This window comes from Exiguobacterium sp. RM11 (genome assembly GCF_059821525.1).
Genome location: NZ_CM187558.1, coordinates 2,551,227 through 2,570,875, shown reverse-complemented (window position 1 = coordinate 2,570,875; position 19,649 = coordinate 2,551,227). Strand labels below are relative to the sequence as shown.

The 19,649-nt window shown below is 48.0% G+C and carries 20 protein-coding genes; 9 read left to right on the top strand and 11 right to left on the bottom strand.

Going from position 1 to position 19,649, the window contains the following annotated elements; genetic code table 11:
• Positions 1 to 28 precede the first annotated feature (28 nt).
• Positions 29 to 1,027 carry an alpha/beta hydrolase gene (locus tag AC5LIL_RS13425; RefSeq protein ID WP_214785607.1) on the bottom strand — a complete coding sequence of 333 codons (999 nt, stop codon included), beginning with the start codon at positions 1,025 to 1,027 and terminating at the stop codon, positions 29 to 31.
• A 30-nt stretch (positions 1,028 to 1,057) separates the two neighbouring features.
• On the bottom strand, positions 1,058 to 1,879 hold the full coding sequence (locus AC5LIL_RS13420; protein ID WP_499824367.1) for a Cof-type HAD-IIB family hydrolase: 822 nt from the start codon (positions 1,877 to 1,879) through the stop codon (positions 1,058 to 1,060).
• A gap of 125 nt (positions 1,880 to 2,004) precedes the next feature.
• Between AC5LIL_RS13420 and AC5LIL_RS13415 the strand changes: the two genes are divergently transcribed.
• The 4 genes from AC5LIL_RS13415 to AC5LIL_RS13400 all read left to right on the top strand — a co-directional run bounded on the left by AC5LIL_RS13415 (position 2,005) and on the right by AC5LIL_RS13400 (position 5,926).
• Positions 2,005 to 2,697, top strand: coding sequence for a response regulator transcription factor (locus tag AC5LIL_RS13415; RefSeq protein WP_026824524.1), 693 nt, complete (start codon positions 2,005 to 2,007; stop codon positions 2,695 to 2,697).
• Entirely contained in the window at positions 2,694 to 4,073 is a 1,380-nt protein-coding gene (locus AC5LIL_RS13410; protein ID WP_214695920.1) for a sensor histidine kinase, read from the top strand. Before AC5LIL_RS13415 ends, AC5LIL_RS13410 begins: the two co-directional genes overlap by 4 nt.
• Positions 4,074 to 4,139: 66 nt before the next feature.
• The gene (locus AC5LIL_RS13405) at positions 4,140 to 4,505 is read left to right on the top strand and encodes a DUF1499 domain-containing protein (RefSeq protein WP_214695922.1); all 366 of its coding nucleotides are present in this window, start codon (positions 4,140 to 4,142) and stop codon (positions 4,503 to 4,505) included.
• A complete protein-coding gene (locus tag AC5LIL_RS13400; protein WP_214746981.1) occupies positions 4,502 to 5,926 on the top strand; it encodes a dihydrolipoyl dehydrogenase family protein in 1,425 nt (474 codons plus the stop codon). Before AC5LIL_RS13405 ends, AC5LIL_RS13400 begins: the two co-directional genes overlap by 4 nt.
• A 32-nt stretch (positions 5,927 to 5,958) precedes the next feature.
• On the opposite strand, the gene AC5LIL_RS13395 is transcribed toward AC5LIL_RS13400, so the two are convergent.
• The 3 genes from AC5LIL_RS13395 to AC5LIL_RS13385 all read right to left on the bottom strand — a co-directional run bounded on the left by AC5LIL_RS13395 (position 5,959) and on the right by AC5LIL_RS13385 (position 7,776).
• Positions 5,959 to 6,738 carry a flagellar motor protein MotB gene (locus tag AC5LIL_RS13395; protein WP_214760777.1) on the bottom strand — a complete coding sequence of 260 codons (780 nt, stop codon included), beginning with the start codon at positions 6,736 to 6,738 and terminating at the stop codon, positions 5,959 to 5,961.
• Positions 6,716 to 7,498, bottom strand: coding sequence for a flagellar motor stator protein MotA (gene motA, locus AC5LIL_RS13390; RefSeq protein WP_499824366.1), 783 nt, complete (start codon positions 7,496 to 7,498; stop codon positions 6,716 to 6,718). Before motA ends, AC5LIL_RS13395 begins: the two co-directional genes overlap by 23 nt.
• A gap of 86 nt (positions 7,499 to 7,584) precedes the next feature.
• Positions 7,585 to 7,776, bottom strand: coding sequence for a hypothetical protein (locus AC5LIL_RS13385; RefSeq protein WP_224862903.1), 192 nt, complete (start codon positions 7,774 to 7,776; stop codon positions 7,585 to 7,587).
• Between the two features lie 200 nt (positions 7,777 to 7,976).
• On the opposite strand from AC5LIL_RS13385, the gene AC5LIL_RS13380 reads away from it, so the two are divergent.
• Positions 7,977 to 9,356, top strand: a complete 1,380-nt coding sequence (locus tag AC5LIL_RS13380) for a TrkH family potassium uptake protein (RefSeq protein WP_499824365.1) — start codon at positions 7,977 to 7,979, stop codon at positions 9,354 to 9,356.
• Positions 9,357 to 9,377: 21 nt separating this feature from the next.
• Here the strand turns inward: AC5LIL_RS13380 and AC5LIL_RS13375 are convergent, their stop codons facing one another.
• Both AC5LIL_RS13375 and AC5LIL_RS13370 read right to left on the bottom strand, forming a co-directional pair.
• Complete coding sequence (locus AC5LIL_RS13375) at positions 9,378 to 10,448, bottom strand: SDR family oxidoreductase (RefSeq protein WP_499824364.1); 1,071 nt, start codon at positions 10,446 to 10,448, stop codon at positions 9,378 to 9,380.
• Entirely contained in the window at positions 10,445 to 12,619 is a 2,175-nt protein-coding gene (locus AC5LIL_RS13370) for a PAS domain-containing sensor histidine kinase (RefSeq protein WP_339962554.1), read from the bottom strand. Before AC5LIL_RS13370 ends, AC5LIL_RS13375 begins: the two co-directional genes overlap by 4 nt.
• 126 nt (positions 12,620 to 12,745) lie before the next feature.
• Between AC5LIL_RS13370 and AC5LIL_RS13365 the strand changes: the two genes are divergently transcribed.
• Both AC5LIL_RS13365 and AC5LIL_RS13360 read left to right on the top strand, forming a co-directional pair.
• A complete protein-coding gene (locus AC5LIL_RS13365) occupies positions 12,746 to 13,240 on the top strand; it encodes a restriction endonuclease (protein WP_499824363.1) in 495 nt (164 codons plus the stop codon).
• A 218-nt stretch (positions 13,241 to 13,458) separates the two neighbouring features.
• Positions 13,459 to 13,941, top strand: coding sequence for an LURP-one-related family protein (locus AC5LIL_RS13360; protein WP_432232945.1), 483 nt, complete (start codon positions 13,459 to 13,461; stop codon positions 13,939 to 13,941).
• A gap of 56 nt (positions 13,942 to 13,997) precedes the next feature.
• Here the strand turns inward: AC5LIL_RS13360 and AC5LIL_RS13355 are convergent, their stop codons facing one another.
• Complete coding sequence (locus tag AC5LIL_RS13355) at positions 13,998 to 14,621, bottom strand: DUF1836 domain-containing protein (protein WP_214695937.1); 624 nt, start codon at positions 14,619 to 14,621, stop codon at positions 13,998 to 14,000.
• 151 nt (positions 14,622 to 14,772) lie between these two features.
• Here AC5LIL_RS13355 and AC5LIL_RS13350 point away from each other — a divergent pair, with 151 nt between their 5' ends.
• Positions 14,773 to 15,423: a diacylglycerol/polyprenol kinase family protein gene (locus AC5LIL_RS13350; RefSeq protein WP_499824361.1), complete on the top strand. Its 651-nt coding sequence runs from the start codon at positions 14,773 to 14,775 to the stop codon at positions 15,421 to 15,423.
• Positions 15,424 to 15,575: 152 nt separating this feature from the next.
• On the top strand, positions 15,576 to 16,496 hold the full coding sequence (gene murB / locus AC5LIL_RS13345; RefSeq protein ID WP_499824360.1) for a UDP-N-acetylmuramate dehydrogenase: 921 nt from the start codon (positions 15,576 to 15,578) through the stop codon (positions 16,494 to 16,496).
• A gap of 87 nt (positions 16,497 to 16,583) precedes the next feature.
• Here the strand turns inward: murB and ald are convergent, their stop codons facing one another.
• The 3 genes from ald to AC5LIL_RS13330 form a co-directional block, all read right to left on the bottom strand.
• On the bottom strand, positions 16,584 to 17,714 hold the full coding sequence (gene ald, locus AC5LIL_RS13340; protein WP_499824359.1) for an alanine dehydrogenase: 1,131 nt from the start codon (positions 17,712 to 17,714) through the stop codon (positions 16,584 to 16,586).
• Between the two features lie 132 nt (positions 17,715 to 17,846).
• The gene (locus AC5LIL_RS13335; RefSeq protein ID WP_214876352.1) at positions 17,847 to 19,070 is read right to left on the bottom strand and encodes a PucR family transcriptional regulator; all 1,224 of its coding nucleotides are present in this window, start codon (positions 19,068 to 19,070) and stop codon (positions 17,847 to 17,849) included.
• Positions 19,071 to 19,161: 91 nt separating this feature from the next.
• Positions 19,162 to 19,587, bottom strand: coding sequence for a divergent PAP2 family protein (locus tag AC5LIL_RS13330; RefSeq protein WP_214695945.1), 426 nt, complete (start codon positions 19,585 to 19,587; stop codon positions 19,162 to 19,164).
• Positions 19,588 to 19,649: the final 62 nt, after the last annotated feature.

The window sequence follows — 19,649 nt, the reverse complement described above, 5'->3', positions numbered from 1 at the left end:
CTCTCTGAACAGAGAACGTCGCTTATTTTTATACGGATTGATTCGTCGTTTCACGTAAGAACGTGATCAGACGGCGATACGTCGAATTTGCCGCCGGGCGGTCCATTTCGAAGTAATAGTTATGACCGAGTTCGTGTTCGTTCCGGTCATAAAATACAGTCGTCACATCCGTTCGACCTGAGAGAATTGTTGCAAATTCTTTCGCCTGATCTTCAAACGAATAGTCGTTTCCGTCAGCGATAAACGTCGGAACGAATGTGGCAGGTACGTTGACGAGCGGCGAAGCTTCAGCGACGACCGGGAGTGTTTCCCAGTTGTATGTGCCGAAATAAGCCCAACCGATGCGTTTGAACAAGAAGCGGTTCACAGATTTCGATGATTCGAGCCATGAACGTTTCAAGTCGAATGGTGCAGACAATAAGATGGTTCCAAGGATAGACGATTTCGGTACAATTTGTCTGACTTCGGCTGAAGGCGAGTAGTCGTCATTCAACTGAATCCCGACAAACTGTGCAACGAGCTGTCCACCGTTCGAATCACCCGCGAAAAAGACGCGGTCCAAATCAAGACGGAATCGATCGTTGTTTTCAGCGATGAATGTATACGCTTCTTCCATTTGCTGAAGTGGTGTCGGATACGTTACATCTGGCGCAAGCGCGTAGTTGATACTGACGACGTTGTAGCCGTTACTCGCAATCGAGGTGGCGTATTTTAAGACGTCAGATTTATCACCACCGACGAACGAACCACCATGCACCCAAAAGATTGTTGGGACAGGTTTTCGGTCGCCTTCATAGCGAATCAAATCAAACGTCCCGTTGTCATAAGAAGACAAGTAGTCGATGTCTTTTCGGACAGACGTCTTTTGAACGACTTCCTCGAATCCCTTCATCTCCACTTCGTTCCCCCCTGCGAACGAAGTTTTGATTAAACGTGTTGCGGGTTTAGGTGAAAGGAACACATAAGCCGCTCCCGCGACCGCTGTTCCAATCAGCCCGACTCCAGCGCGTTTCAACCCTTTATTCATCTTACTTCCTCCCTTTCTACAACCAGAAGCTTATTGCGTGACGAGTACGTCCGCCATATATGTCTCGATGACATGCGCAATTCCGTCTTCGTTGTTTGACTTCGTAATGAAGTCCGCTTTCCCTTTGACTGTCGTATTGGCGTTACCCATCGCAACACCGAGACCTGCCCATTCAATCATCGTCAAGTCATTGTTTCCATCTCCGCAAGCGATGACTTCTTTCTGGGCGATGCCGAGTTGATCAGCTAGGAAAGCGAGGCTTGTCCCTTTTGTGACACCGGCTTCCGTGAACTCTAGGAAGAACGGTTTTGAACGAGCGACGGCCAATTTTCCAGCCAACTCTTCTTGAAGCTTCGTCTCAATTGGAGCAAGCGTGTCACCATCGGCAAGCATCAAACATTTGACGACAGGTGCGGTCACAGCTTCTTTAAAGTCGTCGACATGAACGACCGGCATGCCTGTCAATTCACCTTCGATATCCGTATACGGGTTCGGGCGATCGGTTACGATTTCGTTACCGACGTACGTATGAATCGCGATTCCTTCCCGTTCACTGATATCATGGAGATGGGCGACTGTGTCCGGTTGAAGCGTGCTCGAGAAAATTTCCTCGTTCGTCGCGCAATTGATGACCGAGGCACCGTTGAACGATAAGATGAAGCTACCGTACTTCGCAAGTTCCAATTCACGGGCTGCATCCCACATCGCAAACGTTGGTCGGCCACTTGCAAGCACGACTTTATAGCCGCGCTCTTGCGCATCGAGAAGTGCTTCTTTTGTTTTAGGGGAAATCGTATGGTCGCTCGTGAGGAGCGTATCATCCATATCCAATACAATCATCTTGTAACTCATAGTAGTAGGGGGTCCTCCTTCAGAATCTAATGACTCCATCCTAAACCTTTTTAAGGTCAATTGACAACCTTGTCGCAAAAACGTAACTATAATGTAGAGAAGTGAACTCTAGAAGAGGTGTAAATATGAATCGAATTTTAGTAGCTGAGGACGAGCATGCGATTCGCAGCTTCATTATTGTGAATTTAAAACGAGCCGGTTTCGATGTGTTTGAGGCGACGAATGGACGAGAGGCGGTCACCGCATTTGACCGTGAACCGTTCGATGTCGTCTTATTAGACGTTATGATGCCGGAGATGGACGGGTTCGAGGCATGTGCGGCCATTCGAGATATCGATGAAAACGTCGGGATTATCATGTTGACGGCACGGACGCTCGAAGAAGATAAAATCGAAGGACTCGGAAAAGGGGCGGACGATTATATCGCCAAACCGTTCAGTCCAGGCGAATTGGTAGCACGCATTCAAGCGTTGCTGCGACGTGTGGAAAAAGTGAAACGAAAAGACTCGAAGCGGTTGAAGTCAGGACCGTTCGCGATTGATCTTGCGGCGAAGCAAGTGACGAAGTATGGTCAATCGATCGATTTGACGCCGACGGAGTATGATTTGATTTGTCATCTCGTTCAAAACGAGGAAATTGTCTTATCGCGTGATGCGCTACTCGATGCCGTATGGGGCGTCAACTACTTCGGTGACCGCAAGACCGTCGACGTCAACATTCGTCGATTGCGTCAAAAAATCGAAGATGACCCGAGTCATCCGATTTATATTGAAACATTATGGGGTCACGGATATAAATGGCGGAGACATGAAGCATGAAACAACAGTTAGTCATTCGCATGATGATTGTCGTGACGATCGTCTTGCTTTTACTCGTCAGTGTCTTGTCTTACGGGACATATCGATACTATTACGAGTATGAGTCGGAAGCGTTACTCAGTCATGCGACTACGAGTGCATATTTATATCCTCAAGCCCAAGTCGGGTTTGAGACGCCGAGTGCCTTTTCCGTTCTCGTCCGGACATTCGGATATCCCGGAACCGATTTGACGATTGTCGACCAGAGCGGTTCAATCGTCAAGACGACCGGTCAACGGACGAGGCAGGCATCTTTTTCACAAGAACAATTGCAAGAGCTATCACGAGGTGAGTCGGTCGTTCAGGACTATGACGTCGGTGACGAGCATTACTTATCGGTCACCAGTCCGATTATGACGAACGATACGTCAGAGTTCGCGATTAGTTTTACACGCCCGCTCGAAGACCTAGATACGCTGATTCGTGAGATTTGGATGACCGTCGTCATGATTGGTGTCCTCATCTGGTTACTCGCACTCTATACGGTCATTCGCATTGCTGATCGTTTCGTCCGTCCGATTCGTCAAATCATCGAAACGGCGGATGAGATGGCTCAAGGTGATTTCGACGTCGCTGTGGAGTCGAATGAGAAACATGAGCTTGGGGCATTGGCTCGGACACTTACGTATTTAGGTGCGAAAGTACAGCAGCACCAGTCGACACGTAATGAGTTTCTCTCGAGCGTCTCCCATGAATTGCGGACACCGCTCACATCGATTAAAGGATGGACGGAGACAATTCGAGGTGGCGATGAGAAGTTGTCTGAAGAAACGGAGCTTGGTCTGAGTATCATTCATTCGGAAACAGAGCGTATGATTGGTCTTGTAGAGCAGCTTCTCGATTACACGAAGATTGAAGAGAGTCGATTGGTCTTGTATCGTCAGGAACTCGATTTAGTCTCCTTGTTGCGAAAAGTGACATTGCAGTTAAAGCAGTCGCTCGAAGACAAAGGCATTACACTCATCGAACGTTATCCTCAAAAGTCAGTCGGGCTATTTGATGAGAATCGATTGAAACAAGTGTTCCTGAACATTCTTGAGAATGCGATTCGCTTTTCACCGGATGGCGGGACATTGACCATCCGTTTCGTTCAATCAGAACGTGTCGCCTTCATCTCGATCATCGATGAAGGTCCTGGTATCTCACGTGAGCATTTGCAGCGTATCACCGAAATGTTCTATCAGGCCCATGTGACGGAAGGGAGTAGCGGTCTCGGACTCGCCATCTCCAAAGAGTTGATTGAGGCACATGAAGGAAAACTCGTCATCGAGAGTGAGGTCGGACACGGGACGACCGTGACGGTTTTATTACCTCTCGACCCGAGCGAACTACATTAATAGGGTTAAACCTCCCGAATTCAGGCTACATATATAGATGTATGTAGAATGAGGGAGGTTTTTGTTATGGCCAATCAGTCATTGAAGCCGTTAAAAGGAAGTCCAAATGCCGTCTCGACGCAAACCTCGATTGAAGAGTTACGCATGTCTCCGCTCCCATATGCGGGTAGTCGCGGCCAATCAATTGAAGCGATCAAGATGGCAATGAACCAATTGCCACGGGCCGAACTGATCAAAGAAACAGATGAGGGCCTTCATTATGTGGTGACCTCGAAAGTGATGCGTTTTAAAGATGATGTGAATTTTCTATTTGATGATTCCACTCAACAAGTCGAGTTTCGGTCTGCGTCACGTGTCGGCTATTCAGACTTTGGCGTGAATCGGAAGCGGATGGAAGATGTGAGTGAACGATATCGGAGGTTGATTCGATGAAGGACTATCAGTTGATTGTCATCGGCGGTGGTGCCGCTGGGATGACGGTAGCAGCAGGAGCAGCGAACTTAGGCGCGAAAGTCGCGCTTGTTGAAAAGAACAAACATTTAGGTGGCGACTGTCTGCACGTCGGATGTGTCCCGTCGAAAGCATTGATTGCCGCCTCGAAAGAAGCGAATGCGATGATGCGCGCAGCGCGTGTTCTCGGAACAGAATTCAATGGAGGCGAGCATTATCAAATGTCGAAAGCACGAGTCGACAAGGCGCGGGCTATTATCCAAGACCATGATGGGACAGAACGTTTTGAAAAGATCGGGGTCGACGTTTACATCGGAGAGGCTTCTTTCCAAAGCCCGACAGAATTGAAAGTCGGGGACGATTTATTGATTGGGAAAAAATTCGTCATCTCAACCGGCTCAAAACCGACAGTCCCTCCAATCGACGGATTGGATCAAGTCCCATACTTAACGAACGAGACGGTTTTTGAAGAAGAGACGCTTCCGGAAAGCCTCATTGTCATCGGTGCCGGGACAGTCGGCCTCGAGCTAGCACAATCGTTTGTTCGACTCGGCTCGCAAGTTACGGTACTCGAGGCACAGGATGCGTTCTTGCCAAAAGAAGACGAAGACGTCTCAACTTACCTAAAATCTCAACTCGAGATGGCGATGCGCTTAAAAATCGGCGTGAAGGTCAACCGGGTCGATGAAGTCGACGGTCGCATTCGTGTCACGACAGAGGTGGACGGCGAGACAGTCGAATATGAAGCAGATAAACTGCTCATGGCGACAGGGCGTGTGCCACGCATCGACGCGCTTCGTCTCGATCGTGCAAACGTTCAAGTGACGAAAGGATACATCGATGTCTCCTCTTCGTATCGGACGTCACAGCCGCATATCTTTGCGATTGGCGATACGATCAAGACGTTACCGTTCACACACGCGGCTGGCGAAGAAGGGAAAGCCGTTGTTGCGAACGCACTGTTTGGACTATGGAACAAGGTAGATTACAGTAAGCTTCCTTGGATCACGTTCACAGATCCCGAAGTATTTCACGTTGGGATGACGGAGAAAGAAGCGCGTGAGCGTTACGGGGATGACATCGAGACATATGAAGCGAAACTGTCGGAAGTGGACCGTTTCATCGCCGAACGCCAAGAGGCGGGCTTTGTCAAAGTCATCACGAAGAAAAATGGAAAGATTATCGGGGCACATGCGGTTGGTGAATCAGCTGGCGACTGGATGCAAATCGTCGTCTATGCAATGCAACGCGGCGATAAGATCGGCAAGTTGTCACGCATGATTTACCCTTATCCATCGCGCAGTGAAGCGGTGAAGAAAGTGACGGATCTCTACTGGCGGAAACGCTTGTTTGAAAGTCCGCTCACAGAACTTGCGAGACGTTACTTCAAATTGACGCAATGACACAAATCACCCACTCGTTTGAGTGGGTGATTTTAGTTCGGTAAGGTGATTGTTTCAATCATTTTCGGTTCGCCCTCCGATAAGTCGACGAGCGGTTTAATCAACACTTCGACGCGTCGGTTTTTCGAACGACCTTCTTCTGTATCGTTCGTGGCGATTGGTTTGAATTCCCCGTAACTTGCGAGTGTAAACTGAGCCGGGTTCAATGCATCATTCGTTAATAATCCACGCATGAATGCCGTCGCACGTGCTGAACTGAGCTCCCAGTTCGATGGGAAGCGGGTCGTGTTGATGGGGATGTTATCCGTATGACCAGAGACGACAATTTCTCGCTTTCCAGCCTTCTCTAAGATTTGACTGATGTTTTGAGCCACATTTTGAGCATCGGCATCAAGTGTTGCTTCTCCTAAGTTGAAGAGGGCGCGATCTTGAATCGTTAAGACGAGACCACTTGAGTTAATCGTCGCTTTAATTTGGCTCTCTAACCCATTCTTCTTAATATATTGGTTCACATCTTCTTTTAACTCATCGAGCTGAGCGAGTTCGTACGTGCGCGGATTGGCGGTCGTATTCGTTTTATCCGTCCGACTGATGTCGCTGTTTGAGGCGGTCGAAGCTTGGAAGACACTGACGCCCCCAGAGAATACTTGGTTGAACGAGCGCGACATTTTCTCGAGCTTCGTTTGGTCGATGTTACTCGATGCGAACAATACGATGAAGAGCGCGAGCAAGAGTGTCAATAAGTCGGCGTAAGGAATGAGCCAACCTTCTGGAATATGTTCTTCATGATCATGCTTCTTTTTGCGTTTCATAGTCAGCTCGCTCCTTTGGAGACAAATACACAGACAGCTTATCTTCTAACGTTTTTGGAGATTCACCGCTTTGAATCGATAAAATCCCTTCAATCATCATTTCTTTGATGACGACTTCGCTCTTCGAATACTGCTTTAATTTATTGGCAAACGGGAACCAAAGCACGTACCCGGTGAAAATCCCGAATAGTGTTGCGACGAAGGCTGCCGAAATGGCGTGTCCGAGTTTTTCAATATCCGACAAATCTTTCAGGGCAGCAATCAATCCGATTACGGCTCCGAGTACCCCGAGCGTCGGAGCATATGTCCCGGCTTGGGTGAAGATGTCGGCGTTCGCCTTATGACGCTGTTCCATGTTTTCGATATCACGTGACATGACTTCTGCAATGTATTCAGAAGGTTGACCATCGATGACCATCATCATGCCTTGGCGTAAAAATGGTTCTTCAACTTGTTCAAGTGCTGTTTCTAGGGATAATAGTCCCTCTTTCCGAGCTTGCGTCGATAAGTCGACGAATTGTGTAAGCAATCCAGATTTACTTGAGAGTTCTTGCTTTTTAAACAAGATTTTAAATAACTTCGGTACATTTTGAAGCTGTTCTTTCGATACGGCGATACTGACCGCAGCAGCTGTACCGACGAAAATGATAACGATTGCGGCAGGGTTGATCAGCGGTGCGATACCCGCTCCTTTTAATAACATTCCACCAACGAGGGTGAGGAACCCGAGTATGAGCCCGACTAACGTGACGACATCCATGTCTTTGTTTTCCACCTTTCCGAAATAAATCAGGACAAAAAAAGCGAGAGACGCTACTCGTCTCCCGCAACATGCGTTCCCGATGATTAAGCGCCGTTTTCATCAATCAGCATTTGAATGCTGATGTTTCGTTCTTCACGCTCTATATCGGTTAATACGTCGTATTTTTTTAACAATGCGTACAATTGATTCACGACTTCTTGCTCAAGTGACCAATTGAGTAACTCTTCTAGCTGAAAATAAAGGTGAGCGGGCATACATTGTGATTGGCGCTCCAACCTTCGCGAGACATCCTCTATCGAATGATCTACCGTACTAGGGTCCACGGTTTCATTCAACCTCCTCAACATTCTTAAAGTCTATCTCCCATAATACCAAAAATTTGAGGAAAGCGTTAGAGATACATTTTCTTGTTGGCATTTAGAAAGGCGAGGAGTAACATGAGGCTTAGAATAACAGAAGTGAAGGGGATGTCGTGATGCGACATAGACTGTCAGCGCGTGAAATGCGCTTGAAGCGAATCGAGGTATTTTATCGAGTCGTGTTTGAAAAACCTGCCCGTTTTATCGCGGGAGGATTTTTACTTGCGATTTTTATCGGGGCAACACTCTTATATATGCCATTTGCTCAAGAAGAACCAGTCTCTTGGATTGATTGTCTATTTATCGCAACTTCCGCGGGTACCGTGACCGGGTTGTCGACAGTCGACATCGGTTCGTCGTTCAACTTGTTCGGAGAATTGGTGATTGTCGCCCTCATTCAAATCGGGGGTCTCGGGTTCATGACAATCGCGTTGATGCTCCTCAGTGTATTAGGGAAGAAAATTGGATTGAAACAACGGATTCTCTTGCAAGAATCGCTAAACTTAGCCGGACCCGGTGGAACGGTTCGTCTCGTGCGAAATATCGTCTTCACGACGGTCATCGTTCAATTTATCGGGATGCTGTTTTTGACATTCGAGCTATATAGTACAGAGAGCTATTCTTTCGGTGCGGCACTCTACTATGGTTTTTTCCATGCAGTCTCCGCCTTTAACAATGCGGGCTTCGCGTTATTTCCGGACAGTCTGATGTCATTTGAACAAAACACGGCGATTGTCATGACGATTGCCCTCATGATCATGATTGGGGGTCTCGGGTTCACGACGATTGCCGATGCGACAGAAGTAAGAGGATGGAAACGTCTCGCCCTTCATTCGAAAATCATGATTCTGTCCCTTTTGGTCATCAATGGGGTAGCATGGTTCGTGCTCATGATGTTTGAGTGGGTATCAAATGAAGGCTCTCTCTATGGGCGGTCCATCGGTGAGGCGCTACACGTGACGTTTTTCCAAGCCGTGACGACACGTACGGCCGGTTTTAATACGATTGATATCGCAACGATGGCACCTGCCTCAATCGGCTTGATTTTAATTTTGATGTATATCGGGGCCGGTGCAGCTTCGACAGGGTCAGGGATTAAAGTGACGACGCTAGCGGTCATCTTCGCGGACATGTGGGCGTTCATTGCAGGTAAGAAAGAAACGGTCATTATGGAGCGGACGATTGATGCGTTTCAAATCAAAAAGGCATACGTTGTCGCCATCTCGAGCTTCTTCTTCATCTTGATTATCACGACACTCGTCATTTTGACGAACGGTCATATTCCAGCAAGCGCCATTTTGTTTGAGACGGTGTCGGCGTTCGGGACGGTCGGGTTATCATTGGGCATTACTGCTGATTTGAATGCTGCCGGTAAAGGGTTCATCATGTTCATGATGCTCCTTGGACGTGTCGGATCGTTGACGATTCTCTTCACGGTCGCACGACAAGCCGACCGGAAGATTCGCTATCCGAAAGAGAAGATTTTGATTGGTTAATCCAAAAAGCCCTGAACGCATTCAGGGCTTTTCGTGTGTCATGAAATATTGGACGACCTCCGGTAGGTAATCTTGAAGATCCGGACAGACGATTCCAGTCCCATCGAGCGCACGAATCGTTTGCGTCGTATCGAAATGGACAGGATGTTTGAAATAGTCTAGCAGTTCGTGCGGAACATCCAGTTGTGCGGCGTTTTTCCAAGTCGTGAATGCGACATCTGCAACAGCATGGGGAACCGTGCCGCGAGGAGGACGGTGGAACATCGTCTCATGTAGCATGCGATACACTTCACGCGCACCATGCGGGAAAGGATCCGTCAAATGAAACGTCCGTTTCGACCCGACTGGCGAGTGTGCTAGGAAGGCGGTCGCTTCCACGACATAATCATAAGGAACTAAATTCACTTCGACGTTCGCACGCCCGATATAAGGGAGCGGTCGCATCTGTTGAAGTTGCGCCATCAATTTCAATACAAAATAGACACCGTCAAACTTCTTCGTTTCACCTGTTCGACTATGTCCAATCACAATACCAGGACGAATGATAGTGATTGGCATCGCTCTCATCTCGCGGGAGACGAGTGCTTCCGCTTCATATTTAGTCGCTTCATAATGATTTTTAAATCGAGCCCGATGCCAGAGTTCGTTCTCATAGACGGTCCCTTGCCTGCGACCGGCAATATAGGCCGTACTGAAATAGACGTACCGCTTTAACTGTTTCGACCGTTTGGCGAACGCCGTGACGTGTTTCGTACCGAGGATATTGATTCGATACCCCGTGTCATACGGAATGCTCAAGTCATAGGCCGCAGCTAGATGAAAGACGTAATGCACGTCACGCTCGATGACAGAGCGCATAATCGGATCGAGAATCACTTCCGGTAACGTGATGTCCGCCTCCACTAAGACGAGCTGGCGAGGCTCGAGGGATGTCGTAGACAGCAACGTGTCTCGTAGTTCTTCCGCTTCAAGCTGTTGGTTAGGGAGATGAAGCGCATAGATAGTTCCGATTTGATGAGGCAACGACGCAAGATGTTCGATTAACTTTCCAGCTAAAAATCCAGGGAATCCGGTAAAGGCATAATCGTTCATGATAGTTCCTCCGCTAAGTCTAGTGTGAATGTAAACGTCGATCCTTTTCCGACAGTCGATTCCACTTCGATGCTGCCGCCATGGGATTCGATGATTTCTTTACAGATGGACAAGCCAAGACCGGTCCCACCAATTTTACGTGTATCGGAGTTATCGACTCGATAAAACTTTGTAAAAAGTTTCTCGAAGGCGTGTTCAGGAATACCGATTCCGAAGTCACGAATAGAGACGTGGGCCTGATTGTGGTCGTGCCGGACCCGTACTTCAATTTCTTGTTCGTTCGGCGAATACTTGATTGCATTCGAAATTAAGTTTACGAGTACTTGTTCAATGCGGTCCCGGTCAGCAATCAAGCGTAGATCTTCATCAGCGTTATCAAAATGAATGGCATGGTCATTCGTTTCACGGAAGCGTTCAACCACCTCTAAGACGAGTTCATTCAATGAGAACTGATCTTGCTTGTATTCCTGATGACCACCCTCCATGCGTTGAATGTCTAAGAAGTCATTGAGTAACGCCGTTAACCGTGACGCTTCTCGTGACATCGTCTTCAAGAAACGTTCTCGCTTATCAGGCGTCAAATCGCGAGCGAGCATCAACTCGATGTAGCCAGATAATGAAGAAAGAGGTGTCCGTAGTTCATGCGAGACCGTGCTCACTAGTTCGTTTTTAATCTGGTCCATCCGCTCTTCTTCCGTTCGGTTACGGAATACGAATAAGAAACCGCTGTCCATTCCGATTTGTCGTTTCGTATCCATCGTCGTGCCGTACATCTCGTAATATTCCTCATCTCGGTCGTTCGGTTGTGGGATGGAGAAACGCATGGACACTTCCCGAGCCGTTCCGTCTAACAGTTGATCCATCTTACGTAGCATCTCGCTTCGGTCACGTGGACGAAACGTGGAGAGAAGGGGGATCCGCTCTTGTATTTTATTCGGGGCGATCCCGGGTAAGTCCATGAGGCGTCGCGCATGGACGTTCATGAACAAGACGCTCCCGTTCGACTCGGTCAAGACGAATGCTTCGTTTGACGCCTGTAAAATCGATTGAATGATGTCTCGTTGGCGGGCAATCGCATTTTTCTCTCGTTCGAGCATGCGTTCTATTTTTTTACGATCGCTAATGTCACGCATGACGGCGACTCGTAATGTTTGGCCTAGATACGTCACTTCTTTCGGGTAGACCTCCATCTCTAGAAACGTGCCGTCCGCTCGTCGTCCAATCACTTCATATGGTGTTTGGATATGGTTGCGGATTCGTCGCAACACATCTGCCCGATATCCTTCGGCAATAAATTCAACCGTTTGCCGACCGACCATTTGCTCAGCTGGAATTTTGAAGATGGATTCCGCTGCTTTGTTCGCATCAAGAATCATCCCGTCTTCGTGGAATAGGACAGCCTCGATGACAGATTCGGCAAACATCCGATAGCGTTGTTCCTTATAACGGAGTTCTCGTTTTAGTTCAATCTCAGGACTCACATCAAATACGAAGAAAAAGAATCCGATGAGTTGCTCTTGTTCATATACCGGGTGCATAAAGAGTTTTCCGATAAAATGTGTCCGGTCTTTACATTGAAATTTCCACTCACGGTCTCCTTTGTCGAGCGCGAGGCGTAACATTTGTTCGAACGAAAGCAACCGTTCTGTCTCATCTTGATAGGCAGAACGCTTTTCGCTCAGCTCCCTTGACTCGAACAAAGCGAACGGGGTCATCTCATATAACACTTCATGAGGGGCGTAGCCGAATAGTTCCGTCGCTCCCTGGTTAAATCGAGTGATCAACATATTGGCATCCGTCATGATCATCGCCATGTCGAGCTCGGTGTTCATCATTGCTTCAAACGCATTGTGTTGAATCGTCACGCGTGTATCGAGAGGGAGTGGTTCGATGGAAAGAATGTAGTGCTTTTCCCAAGGGATGGCATGCACGCGCATCATCGGCAGTTCATACATCCATGGAAGTCCTTGCTCCATTCGGCGAGATAATTCCATCGTCATCGGAGACTGGTTGACCATATGAAAGAGGTTCGTACGAGTCTGTAGATTCTCTGGAAACTTTTCTAGGAACGGCCGGTTTGCCTGAACGATTGTTCCGTCTTTTTCTATTAAAGCAACCCCGTAAGGTAATGCATGTAATAACTCACTGTGGAGATTGGTGCGATTCTCCATGAACGATCATCCCTCCTTCGTGGTGTCAGACGAGCATATCTTCTATAACATTCGACAGATCCCCCTTTCATTTCCTGCCCTCGAAACGGTAAAGTGGGAGAGAGGACGTGGAAAGGAACGATGGGGATGATTGGATTACTTATTAGTATGGTCGGTGCTATTGGTCTATGGTGGTTCGGAGCACCACTTTGGAGCAGTATCTTACTAATCGTGTTCGGAATCGTGTGGTTCGTCTGGAGAGCCCGACTGTCGACGATTGACCGAATCGATCGGATGGATGGCCGAGAATTCGAACTGTTCTTAGAGAATGTGTTCACTGCGCTCGGATACACGGTTACCGTGACACCAGCCTCGCGTGACTTCGGGGCAGACTTGTTGCTCGAGACACCCGATGGATGGTCGATTGCGGTACAAGCGAAACGGTATGAAAAGGTAGTCGGTCTTGAAGCGGTTCAACAAATTGCGGCTGCCGTTCCGTACTATCAGGCACACGAAGGATGGGTCGTGACGAACTCGACATTTACGGACAGTGCGTATGAATTGGCGGCGCCAAATCAAGTTCGTCTGATTGCAAGAATGGAGCTTGAAGAACTCTTAAAAGAAGCGGGATATAAGCGATAAGAATAGGCATGTTCACAAGTTCGACAGAATCCAAAATGATGTCGAAAAAAAGGGCTTGTCTTTTTCTTTAATCGATGCAATAATCATCTTCGTCATATGAAATATGTAGTAGTTGAAACGAGATAAAAACTACACAGAGAAACGATTGGGGTTTCAAGAAATGCCCGACCGTACACATACAAACAATCACGGTTGGAACGTGCTAGGAGGAAAAAGCGGTGCGCAAATTAATTTATGTAAAAGGTTGCGTCTTTACGCAAGGCGAGGCGACCATTTATGATGAGACAAATGATGCGATCGGATCTGTTCACCGCGACGCGGAAGGCAGTGTCCAAGTGCACAATTTGTCTGGACGACAGATCGCTCACGGGAAGTATATCCCGAACTGCCAAAAATGGGTCGTGATGAACCATGACGGACAGGCGATTGGTCAATTGAAAGACAAGTTCTCGTTATTCGGGAAAAAGTGTGAGTACAACGTCTATGAACGCGGACTCTTCACGATTCAATACGATGTGGAACGTCATAAGTTCAGCGTCCGTGACAAAGCAGGGAAACTTGTCGCGGAGCTACGGAAACAAGAGAACGACACGTTCTGCTTAACGAAAGAAGCAGATCAGCTATCGATGTTCGAACTCCTTTCTGTCTTAAAAACGTTAACGGTTAAATCGCGGATGCCGCTCGCAGCATCTGTCTCATAACGATGACGAGCACCGGTCCTTGACCGGTGTTTTTTGATGCAAAAAAAACCGTTCCATCAAATGAAACGGTTCAAATACTGCTTGGCCTCGAGCTCGAGTGTCGTCACACGGTGTGCGTACAAACAGAGCTTTAGGACATGAATGATATTCGGATGTGTGTATTTCGTTTTTTCGAGAGAACGCTTGGCACGCGTATCGAGCAGGTCGATTGGGCTCGTCGACTTCGCATACTCTGCGTATAATCGATAAAAATCAATCGGAGTGATGAAGTCGTCTTCGTCCCGGTCAGGGTTGTTGAAGATAAGTGCCAATAAGGAACTTGTCTCTTCAAGTGAGAAAAGGTGTTTCAAGTCATCAAGAAGGTAGATGATGGCTGCTTGATGCAAGGAATACTTTTTACCGATTCGTGGGACACCGATGATTTTACGGACTTCACGCTTCGTCCAGTTTTGAATCGTTGTCGCCGAGAGATGTTCTCCGGTCAATGCGTTCGCAAGGGCAACGATTTGATTGATGGACAAGCCGTTCTTTTCAATATGAAACAAGTGGATTTTTCGAAGCTCTTTTGGAAAATGTTCACGCACGTCTTCAGGGAAGAGGGCGATGGCTCGCTCGATTTCTCCGACCTGCATGAAGTGAAGGCAATCTGCCAAAGTTTGAATTGAAGTTGCGTCGCGCATACGGCCACCCTTTCTATCACCAACATCGTACGTTGGCTATACAGTCATTTGACCTCATTCTACCAAATGTTTGAAAAGTAAGCTAGGATGGGCACTGATTAAGGTATAATGACGGTATTATACACATCCTATACATAGAGGTGGTCAAGCAATGAATGAATGGATTAGTTCGATTCTTTCCATCGTGATTGTCCTTGTATTTCTCGTCGGTCTCGAACAAGTTGGAAAGCGTCTTGGGTGGACAGACGAAACGATTCGAAAAAGTGTACATATCGCAGTCGGACATTGGTCGCTACTAGCGGTCTGGTTAATGGATTCTTGGTACGTCGCGGCAGTCCCGCTCATCTTCTTCACCTTCGCGAACGCGGCCTTGTTATATAAAAGCCCATCACCGGTACATCAGACGGAACGGAAGTCTTTCGGAACGGTCTATTATCCAATCGCTTTACTCATCATTTTATACTTCTTCTTTGAGTCGGAACCGATTGCATTTTTAGCGGGATCACTCGTCCTCGCCTGGGGGGATGGAATGGCTGCATTGATTGGACGGAAGTATGGGACAGTCATCTATGATTTGTACGGTCAAAAGCGTTCCTTCCAAGGGAGCGTCGCCATGTTCTTAAGCTCGTATGGGGTCTTATTTTTATTGTTTTTGTGGAATGATGTCGTCATGTGGCAAGTGGTAACATATGGATTTATCATTTCCATCATCGCCACACTAACTGAAGCGATTTCATACCGAGATTGGGATAACTTTACAATTCCGATTGTAGTGGCTGTAGCGACATCGCTATTGTTATAAACTAATCATGACATTGTAAGAAAAACGTTGCTTGTCACGTCCGACAATCATTTGTATACTGTGTTTCGTACTGAAACCATTCAGTGACGTGCTCGGTACGAAGAAGATGTGATCGAGACACTTAAATAGAACGTAAAGGATTGAGTGAACGCATGAGCTTTTTACAGCAACTCCAGAGTATTATTCCGGCCGAGCGCGTCCTCCAAGACGAGCCGCTGTCGGCACACACGTATACAAAACTAGGCGGGAAAGCAGATTACTTCGTAGCCCCACACACGTACGAAGAAGTCCAAGCCGTCTTAGAACTAGCCCATCAGGAAGCAATGCCGTTCATGATTCTCGGGTTCGGTTCAAACTTGATTGTCCGCGACGGGGGAATTCGCGGAGTCGTTTTAAACTTGAATGAACTAAATACGATTCGTCGCGAAGGGAACCAAATCGTGGCACAGGCTGGGGCAGCGATTATCGATGTCTCACGTCAAGCGCTTGCGGAAGGTTTATCCGGTCTTGAGTTCGCCTGTGGTATCCCTGGAACGGTCGGTGGCGCCGTCTATATGAACGCGGGTGCATATGGTGGAGAAACGAAAGACGTCATCACGTCTGCGACAGTATTGACGTCGGACGGACAAGTGCTTCATTTGTCAAAAGACGAATTAGAACTCGACTATCGTACGAGCCGTGTATCAAAAGAAGGGTTCATCGTGTTAGAAGCAACGTTCGAGCTCAAACCGAAAAACTACGAATTGATCAAAGAAGTCATGGACGATTTGACGTATAAACGTGAGTCGAAGCAACCGCTCGAATATCCTTCGTGCGGAAGTGTCTTCAAACGTCCGCCAGGCTACTTTGCCGGCAAGTTGATTCAAGACTCTGGTCTTCAGGGCAAACGAATCGGAGGGGCGGAAGTATCGCTCAAGCACGCAGGGTTCATCGTCAACATTGCGGAGGCGACTGCGACGGAATATATTTCGTTGATCCGTCACGTGCAAGCGACCGTTAAAGAGAAGTTCGAAGTGGAATTAGAACCGGAAGTGAAAATCATCGGGGAAGATATCGCTGTCGAAAACGCATAATGAGAAGAAGGGACTGAGCGATTATGTTCAGTCCCTTATTTTTTGTACGAAAAAGACGACGAGAACGGGCATCTCGTCGTCTTTCGATTACGCTTGTGTTTGTTTTGCAACTGCCTCATAGGCAGGGACGAACGGATACTCTAAATCGCGAGCGACCGCTTCGTATGTGACCGTCCCGTTGATGACGTTTAAGCCTTTGAGAAGGGCATCGTTTCCGAGGAGTGCTGGGAATACGCCTTTTTGTGCACATTCGATAATGTATGGCATCGTTGCGTTCGTAAGCCCCATTGTCGATGTGCGTGGCACGGCACCTGGCATGTTAGCGACGGCGTAATGTTGCACACCGTAACGTTCATACGTTGGCGCATCATGCGTTGTGATATGATCAATCGTTTCACAAATTCCACCTTGGTCAATGGCAACATCGACAATCACCGATCCTGGGGACATGCGTTGTACCATTTCTTCTGTGACAAGTTTCGGTGCTTTTGCTCCAGGAATCAAAACAGCACCGATGACGAGATCACTCTCAGCTACTTGTTTGGCGATATTGTATTTGTTCGAGATTAATGTGTTGATTGTGTTTCCGAACAAGTCGTCGATTTGACGAAGACGAGCTGGGCTGATGTCCATCAAAGTAACGCTTGCCCCGAGACCGATGGCGATACGCGCTGCGTTCGTTCCGACGACACCGCCCCCGATGACCGTGACGTTCGCACGAGGTACGCCCGGAAGACCTGACATGAGGATTCCTTTTCCACCGTGCGGTTTTTCGAGAATTTGTGCCCCGATTTGAGCGGCCATACGACCTGCGACTTCACTCATCGGTGTGAGAAGCGGTAACGTCCGATCGACTTCGACCGTCTCATACGCGATAGCAGTGATGCCTGATTCGACGAGTGCTTTCGTTAATTCTGGTTCTGCCGCTAAGTGCAAATACGTGAAGAGCGTCAGATCAGGACGGAAGTATTGATATTCAGACGGCTGCGGCTCTTTCACTTTGAGCGCAAGTTCGACGCCTTCCCATACTTCTTTCGCCGTTTCGACGATTGTTGCACCGGCATCGATATATTCCATATTTGTGAAACCACTGCCGAGACCGGCATTTGTTTCGACGAAGACGTCATGACCAAGTTCCGTTAACATAAATGCACCCATCGGTGTCAAAGCCACCCGATTTTCATTGTTTTTAATCTCTTTTAATACCCCGATTTTCATGGAACATTCCCCTTTCATTCCGTTGACACAAATTGTTCACACCCCTAGTATAGACCCATTCGAAAACGCTGTCTTTATCATGGATTCTAAAAACGAAGACGCTCACTTTGTGAAAAAACACAAAGCGAACGTCTAGTCTTCTAATCGATATTGACCGGCTTTAATCGCCAAATAAATCATGGACCGTTCGGGTAAGGAAACTTGCGTGATATTCGTCAACTCTTCGATACGTCGAATCCGATACAAGACGGTATTCGGATGGATATGAAGGTGGGCGGCGACCCGCTTTACATTCCCATCGAAATAAAAATACCATTCGAGCGTCTTCACGAGTTCGGTCTGATGGGATGAGTCATATTGTTGCAACCGCTCGACGGTCGGATGGGTTTCCAGTCGAAGTCCGATGCGACGTGCTAGTTCCGGGACGAGTTGATAAATCCCGATCTGTTCGAAGGCGCGAGAAGTCGCGAGCTCAAGAGGGAACTTACGACGAAGTGTTGTGACACGACGTGCCTCTTCCGCTGCGGCGTACAGCATGTCACTTTCGAAAAAACGCCGACTGATTCCGAGTCGTGGCTCAGATTCAGTGAACTTGTCTTGAAGCAACTGCTCGAACCGTTCCGCCCAAGCGAGCAATTCCACTTCTTCATCGGAAAGTTCGGATTTCATATAATGCCAGACGAGTAATTGCTGTCCATCGATGGCATGTAAGACCACTTCGATCGCTTCTTGAGTCGCGAGCACATAATGCAGACGTTCAGCGAGTTGCGGGGTGATCGGTTGAGCGCATTCAATAATCGTCAATCGACTGGCGACGGCGATGGGCGCGAGTTCGTTCAATCGTTCGCGATTGGCATCGGAAAGTGTCGGGGAAGCGAGTACATCTAACAAGAAACGCTCGAGCTCTGCGCTAATGCGTCGTTCGTGCATCGCGATTGTCATGAGCAACTTCTTGGCAATGGTCGCTCCTTCCTGCAAGATGGCTAATTCTTGAGTGGTGAACGGGTTCGTTCGAGCCAAGCTCCAAATATAACCGAGTACTTCGTCATGTTGCTTGATCACGATGGCAGCACGTTCGCCGAGCCCGACAGCGAGCCGTGCCGGAATGACGACAGGCTCATCTTGGTCGATGACTTCTCGTAAAATTCCACTTTCCCATAAGTCTTCAATGACGGCTTCCGGAACACGACGACCGATGATCGTGGCGATCCTGGCCGGGTCGGTCGAATCAGGATGGGTGCTATACGCCAGCAACTGGTGGTGGCGATTTTCAATCGTGATGGGTGCTCGAATCGCTTGACCGATTGCTTCGGCGAGTGTATCGAGAGACTCATAAGATTTCTGCAAAAAAGGCATGTCGATTCCTCCTCTCTCTGAGTATAACTTCTTCTTTGTGAAACTTCACAAAAAGAATCGAGAGTGTGAGAAATGACATACCTTTAGTGGATTACATCGGGAAAAACAATCCGACAACGAGACCGAGTAACGCCCCGACGATGACTTGGAACGGCGTGTGCCCGACAAGTTCATTTAATAGTGGAGTCTCGTGTTTGATCCCTTTGAAATAATCGTTCAATAGTCGGGCCTGAAAACCGACTGCTTGACGGACGCCGGTTGCATCGTACATGACGATGGTGGCGAAGACGACAGCGAGGGCAAACATGCTCGAGTCGATGCCTTCCATCCGTCCGATTGCCGTAGCGAGTGCGACGACCGTAGACGAGTGTGAACTCGGCATGCCGCCTGAAGCGAACATGATTTCAATTTCAAAATCCCTTGTTTTAATGAGTTCGGTTACGAGCTTGGCTGCTTGGGCGATAAACCAAGCAAGAATCGCAGCGAGTAAAGGTTCGTTAAACATGCATCTATTCACTTCCTGTCTGACATAGTAACTTCACTATACCCGAAAGCGGGGCAGACTAGACGTTAAGATTT

Excerpts from the sequence above, each read along its gene's own strand:
- AC5LIL_RS13425 (WP_214785607.1), bottom strand. The coding sequence starts at position 1,027 with ATGAATAAAGGGTTGAAACGCGCTGGAGTCGGGCTGATTGGAACAGCG.
- AC5LIL_RS13420 (WP_499824367.1), bottom strand. The coding sequence starts at position 1,879 with ATGAGTTACAAGATGATTGTATTGGATATGGATGATACGCTCCTCACG.
- AC5LIL_RS13415 (WP_026824524.1), top strand. The coding sequence starts at position 2,005 with ATGAATCGAATTTTAGTAGCTGAGGACGAGCATGCGATTCGCAGCTTC.
- AC5LIL_RS13410 (WP_214695920.1), top strand. The coding sequence starts at position 2,694 with ATGAAACAACAGTTAGTCATTCGCATGATGATTGTCGTGACGATCGTC.
- AC5LIL_RS13405 (WP_214695922.1), top strand. The coding sequence starts at position 4,140 with ATGGCCAATCAGTCATTGAAGCCGTTAAAAGGAAGTCCAAATGCCGTC.
- AC5LIL_RS13400 (WP_214746981.1), top strand. The coding sequence starts at position 4,502 with ATGAAGGACTATCAGTTGATTGTCATCGGCGGTGGTGCCGCTGGGATG.
- AC5LIL_RS13395 (WP_214760777.1), bottom strand. The coding sequence starts at position 6,738 with ATGAAACGCAAAAAGAAGCATGATCATGAAGAACATATTCCAGAAGGT.
- motA (WP_499824366.1), bottom strand. The coding sequence starts at position 7,498 with ATGGATGTCGTCACGTTAGTCGGGCTCATACTCGGGTTCCTCACCCTC.
- AC5LIL_RS13380 (WP_499824365.1), top strand. The coding sequence starts at position 7,977 with ATGCGACATAGACTGTCAGCGCGTGAAATGCGCTTGAAGCGAATCGAG.
- AC5LIL_RS13375 (WP_499824364.1), bottom strand. The coding sequence starts at position 10,448 with ATGAACGATTATGCCTTTACCGGATTCCCTGGATTTTTAGCTGGAAAG.
- AC5LIL_RS13370 (WP_339962554.1), bottom strand. The coding sequence starts at position 12,619 with ATGGAGAATCGCACCAATCTCCACAGTGAGTTATTACATGCATTACCT.
- AC5LIL_RS13365 (WP_499824363.1), top strand. The coding sequence starts at position 12,746 with ATGATTGGATTACTTATTAGTATGGTCGGTGCTATTGGTCTATGGTGG.
- AC5LIL_RS13355 (WP_214695937.1), bottom strand. The coding sequence starts at position 14,621 with ATGCGCGACGCAACTTCAATTCAAACTTTGGCAGATTGCCTTCACTTC.
- AC5LIL_RS13350 (WP_499824361.1), top strand. The coding sequence starts at position 14,773 with ATGAATGAATGGATTAGTTCGATTCTTTCCATCGTGATTGTCCTTGTA.
- murB (WP_499824360.1), top strand. The coding sequence starts at position 15,576 with ATGAGCTTTTTACAGCAACTCCAGAGTATTATTCCGGCCGAGCGCGTC.
- ald (WP_499824359.1), bottom strand. The coding sequence starts at position 17,714 with ATGAAAATCGGGGTATTAAAAGAGATTAAAAACAATGAAAATCGGGTG.
- AC5LIL_RS13335 (WP_214876352.1), bottom strand. The coding sequence starts at position 19,070 with ATGCCTTTTTTGCAGAAATCTTATGAGTCTCTCGATACACTCGCCGAA.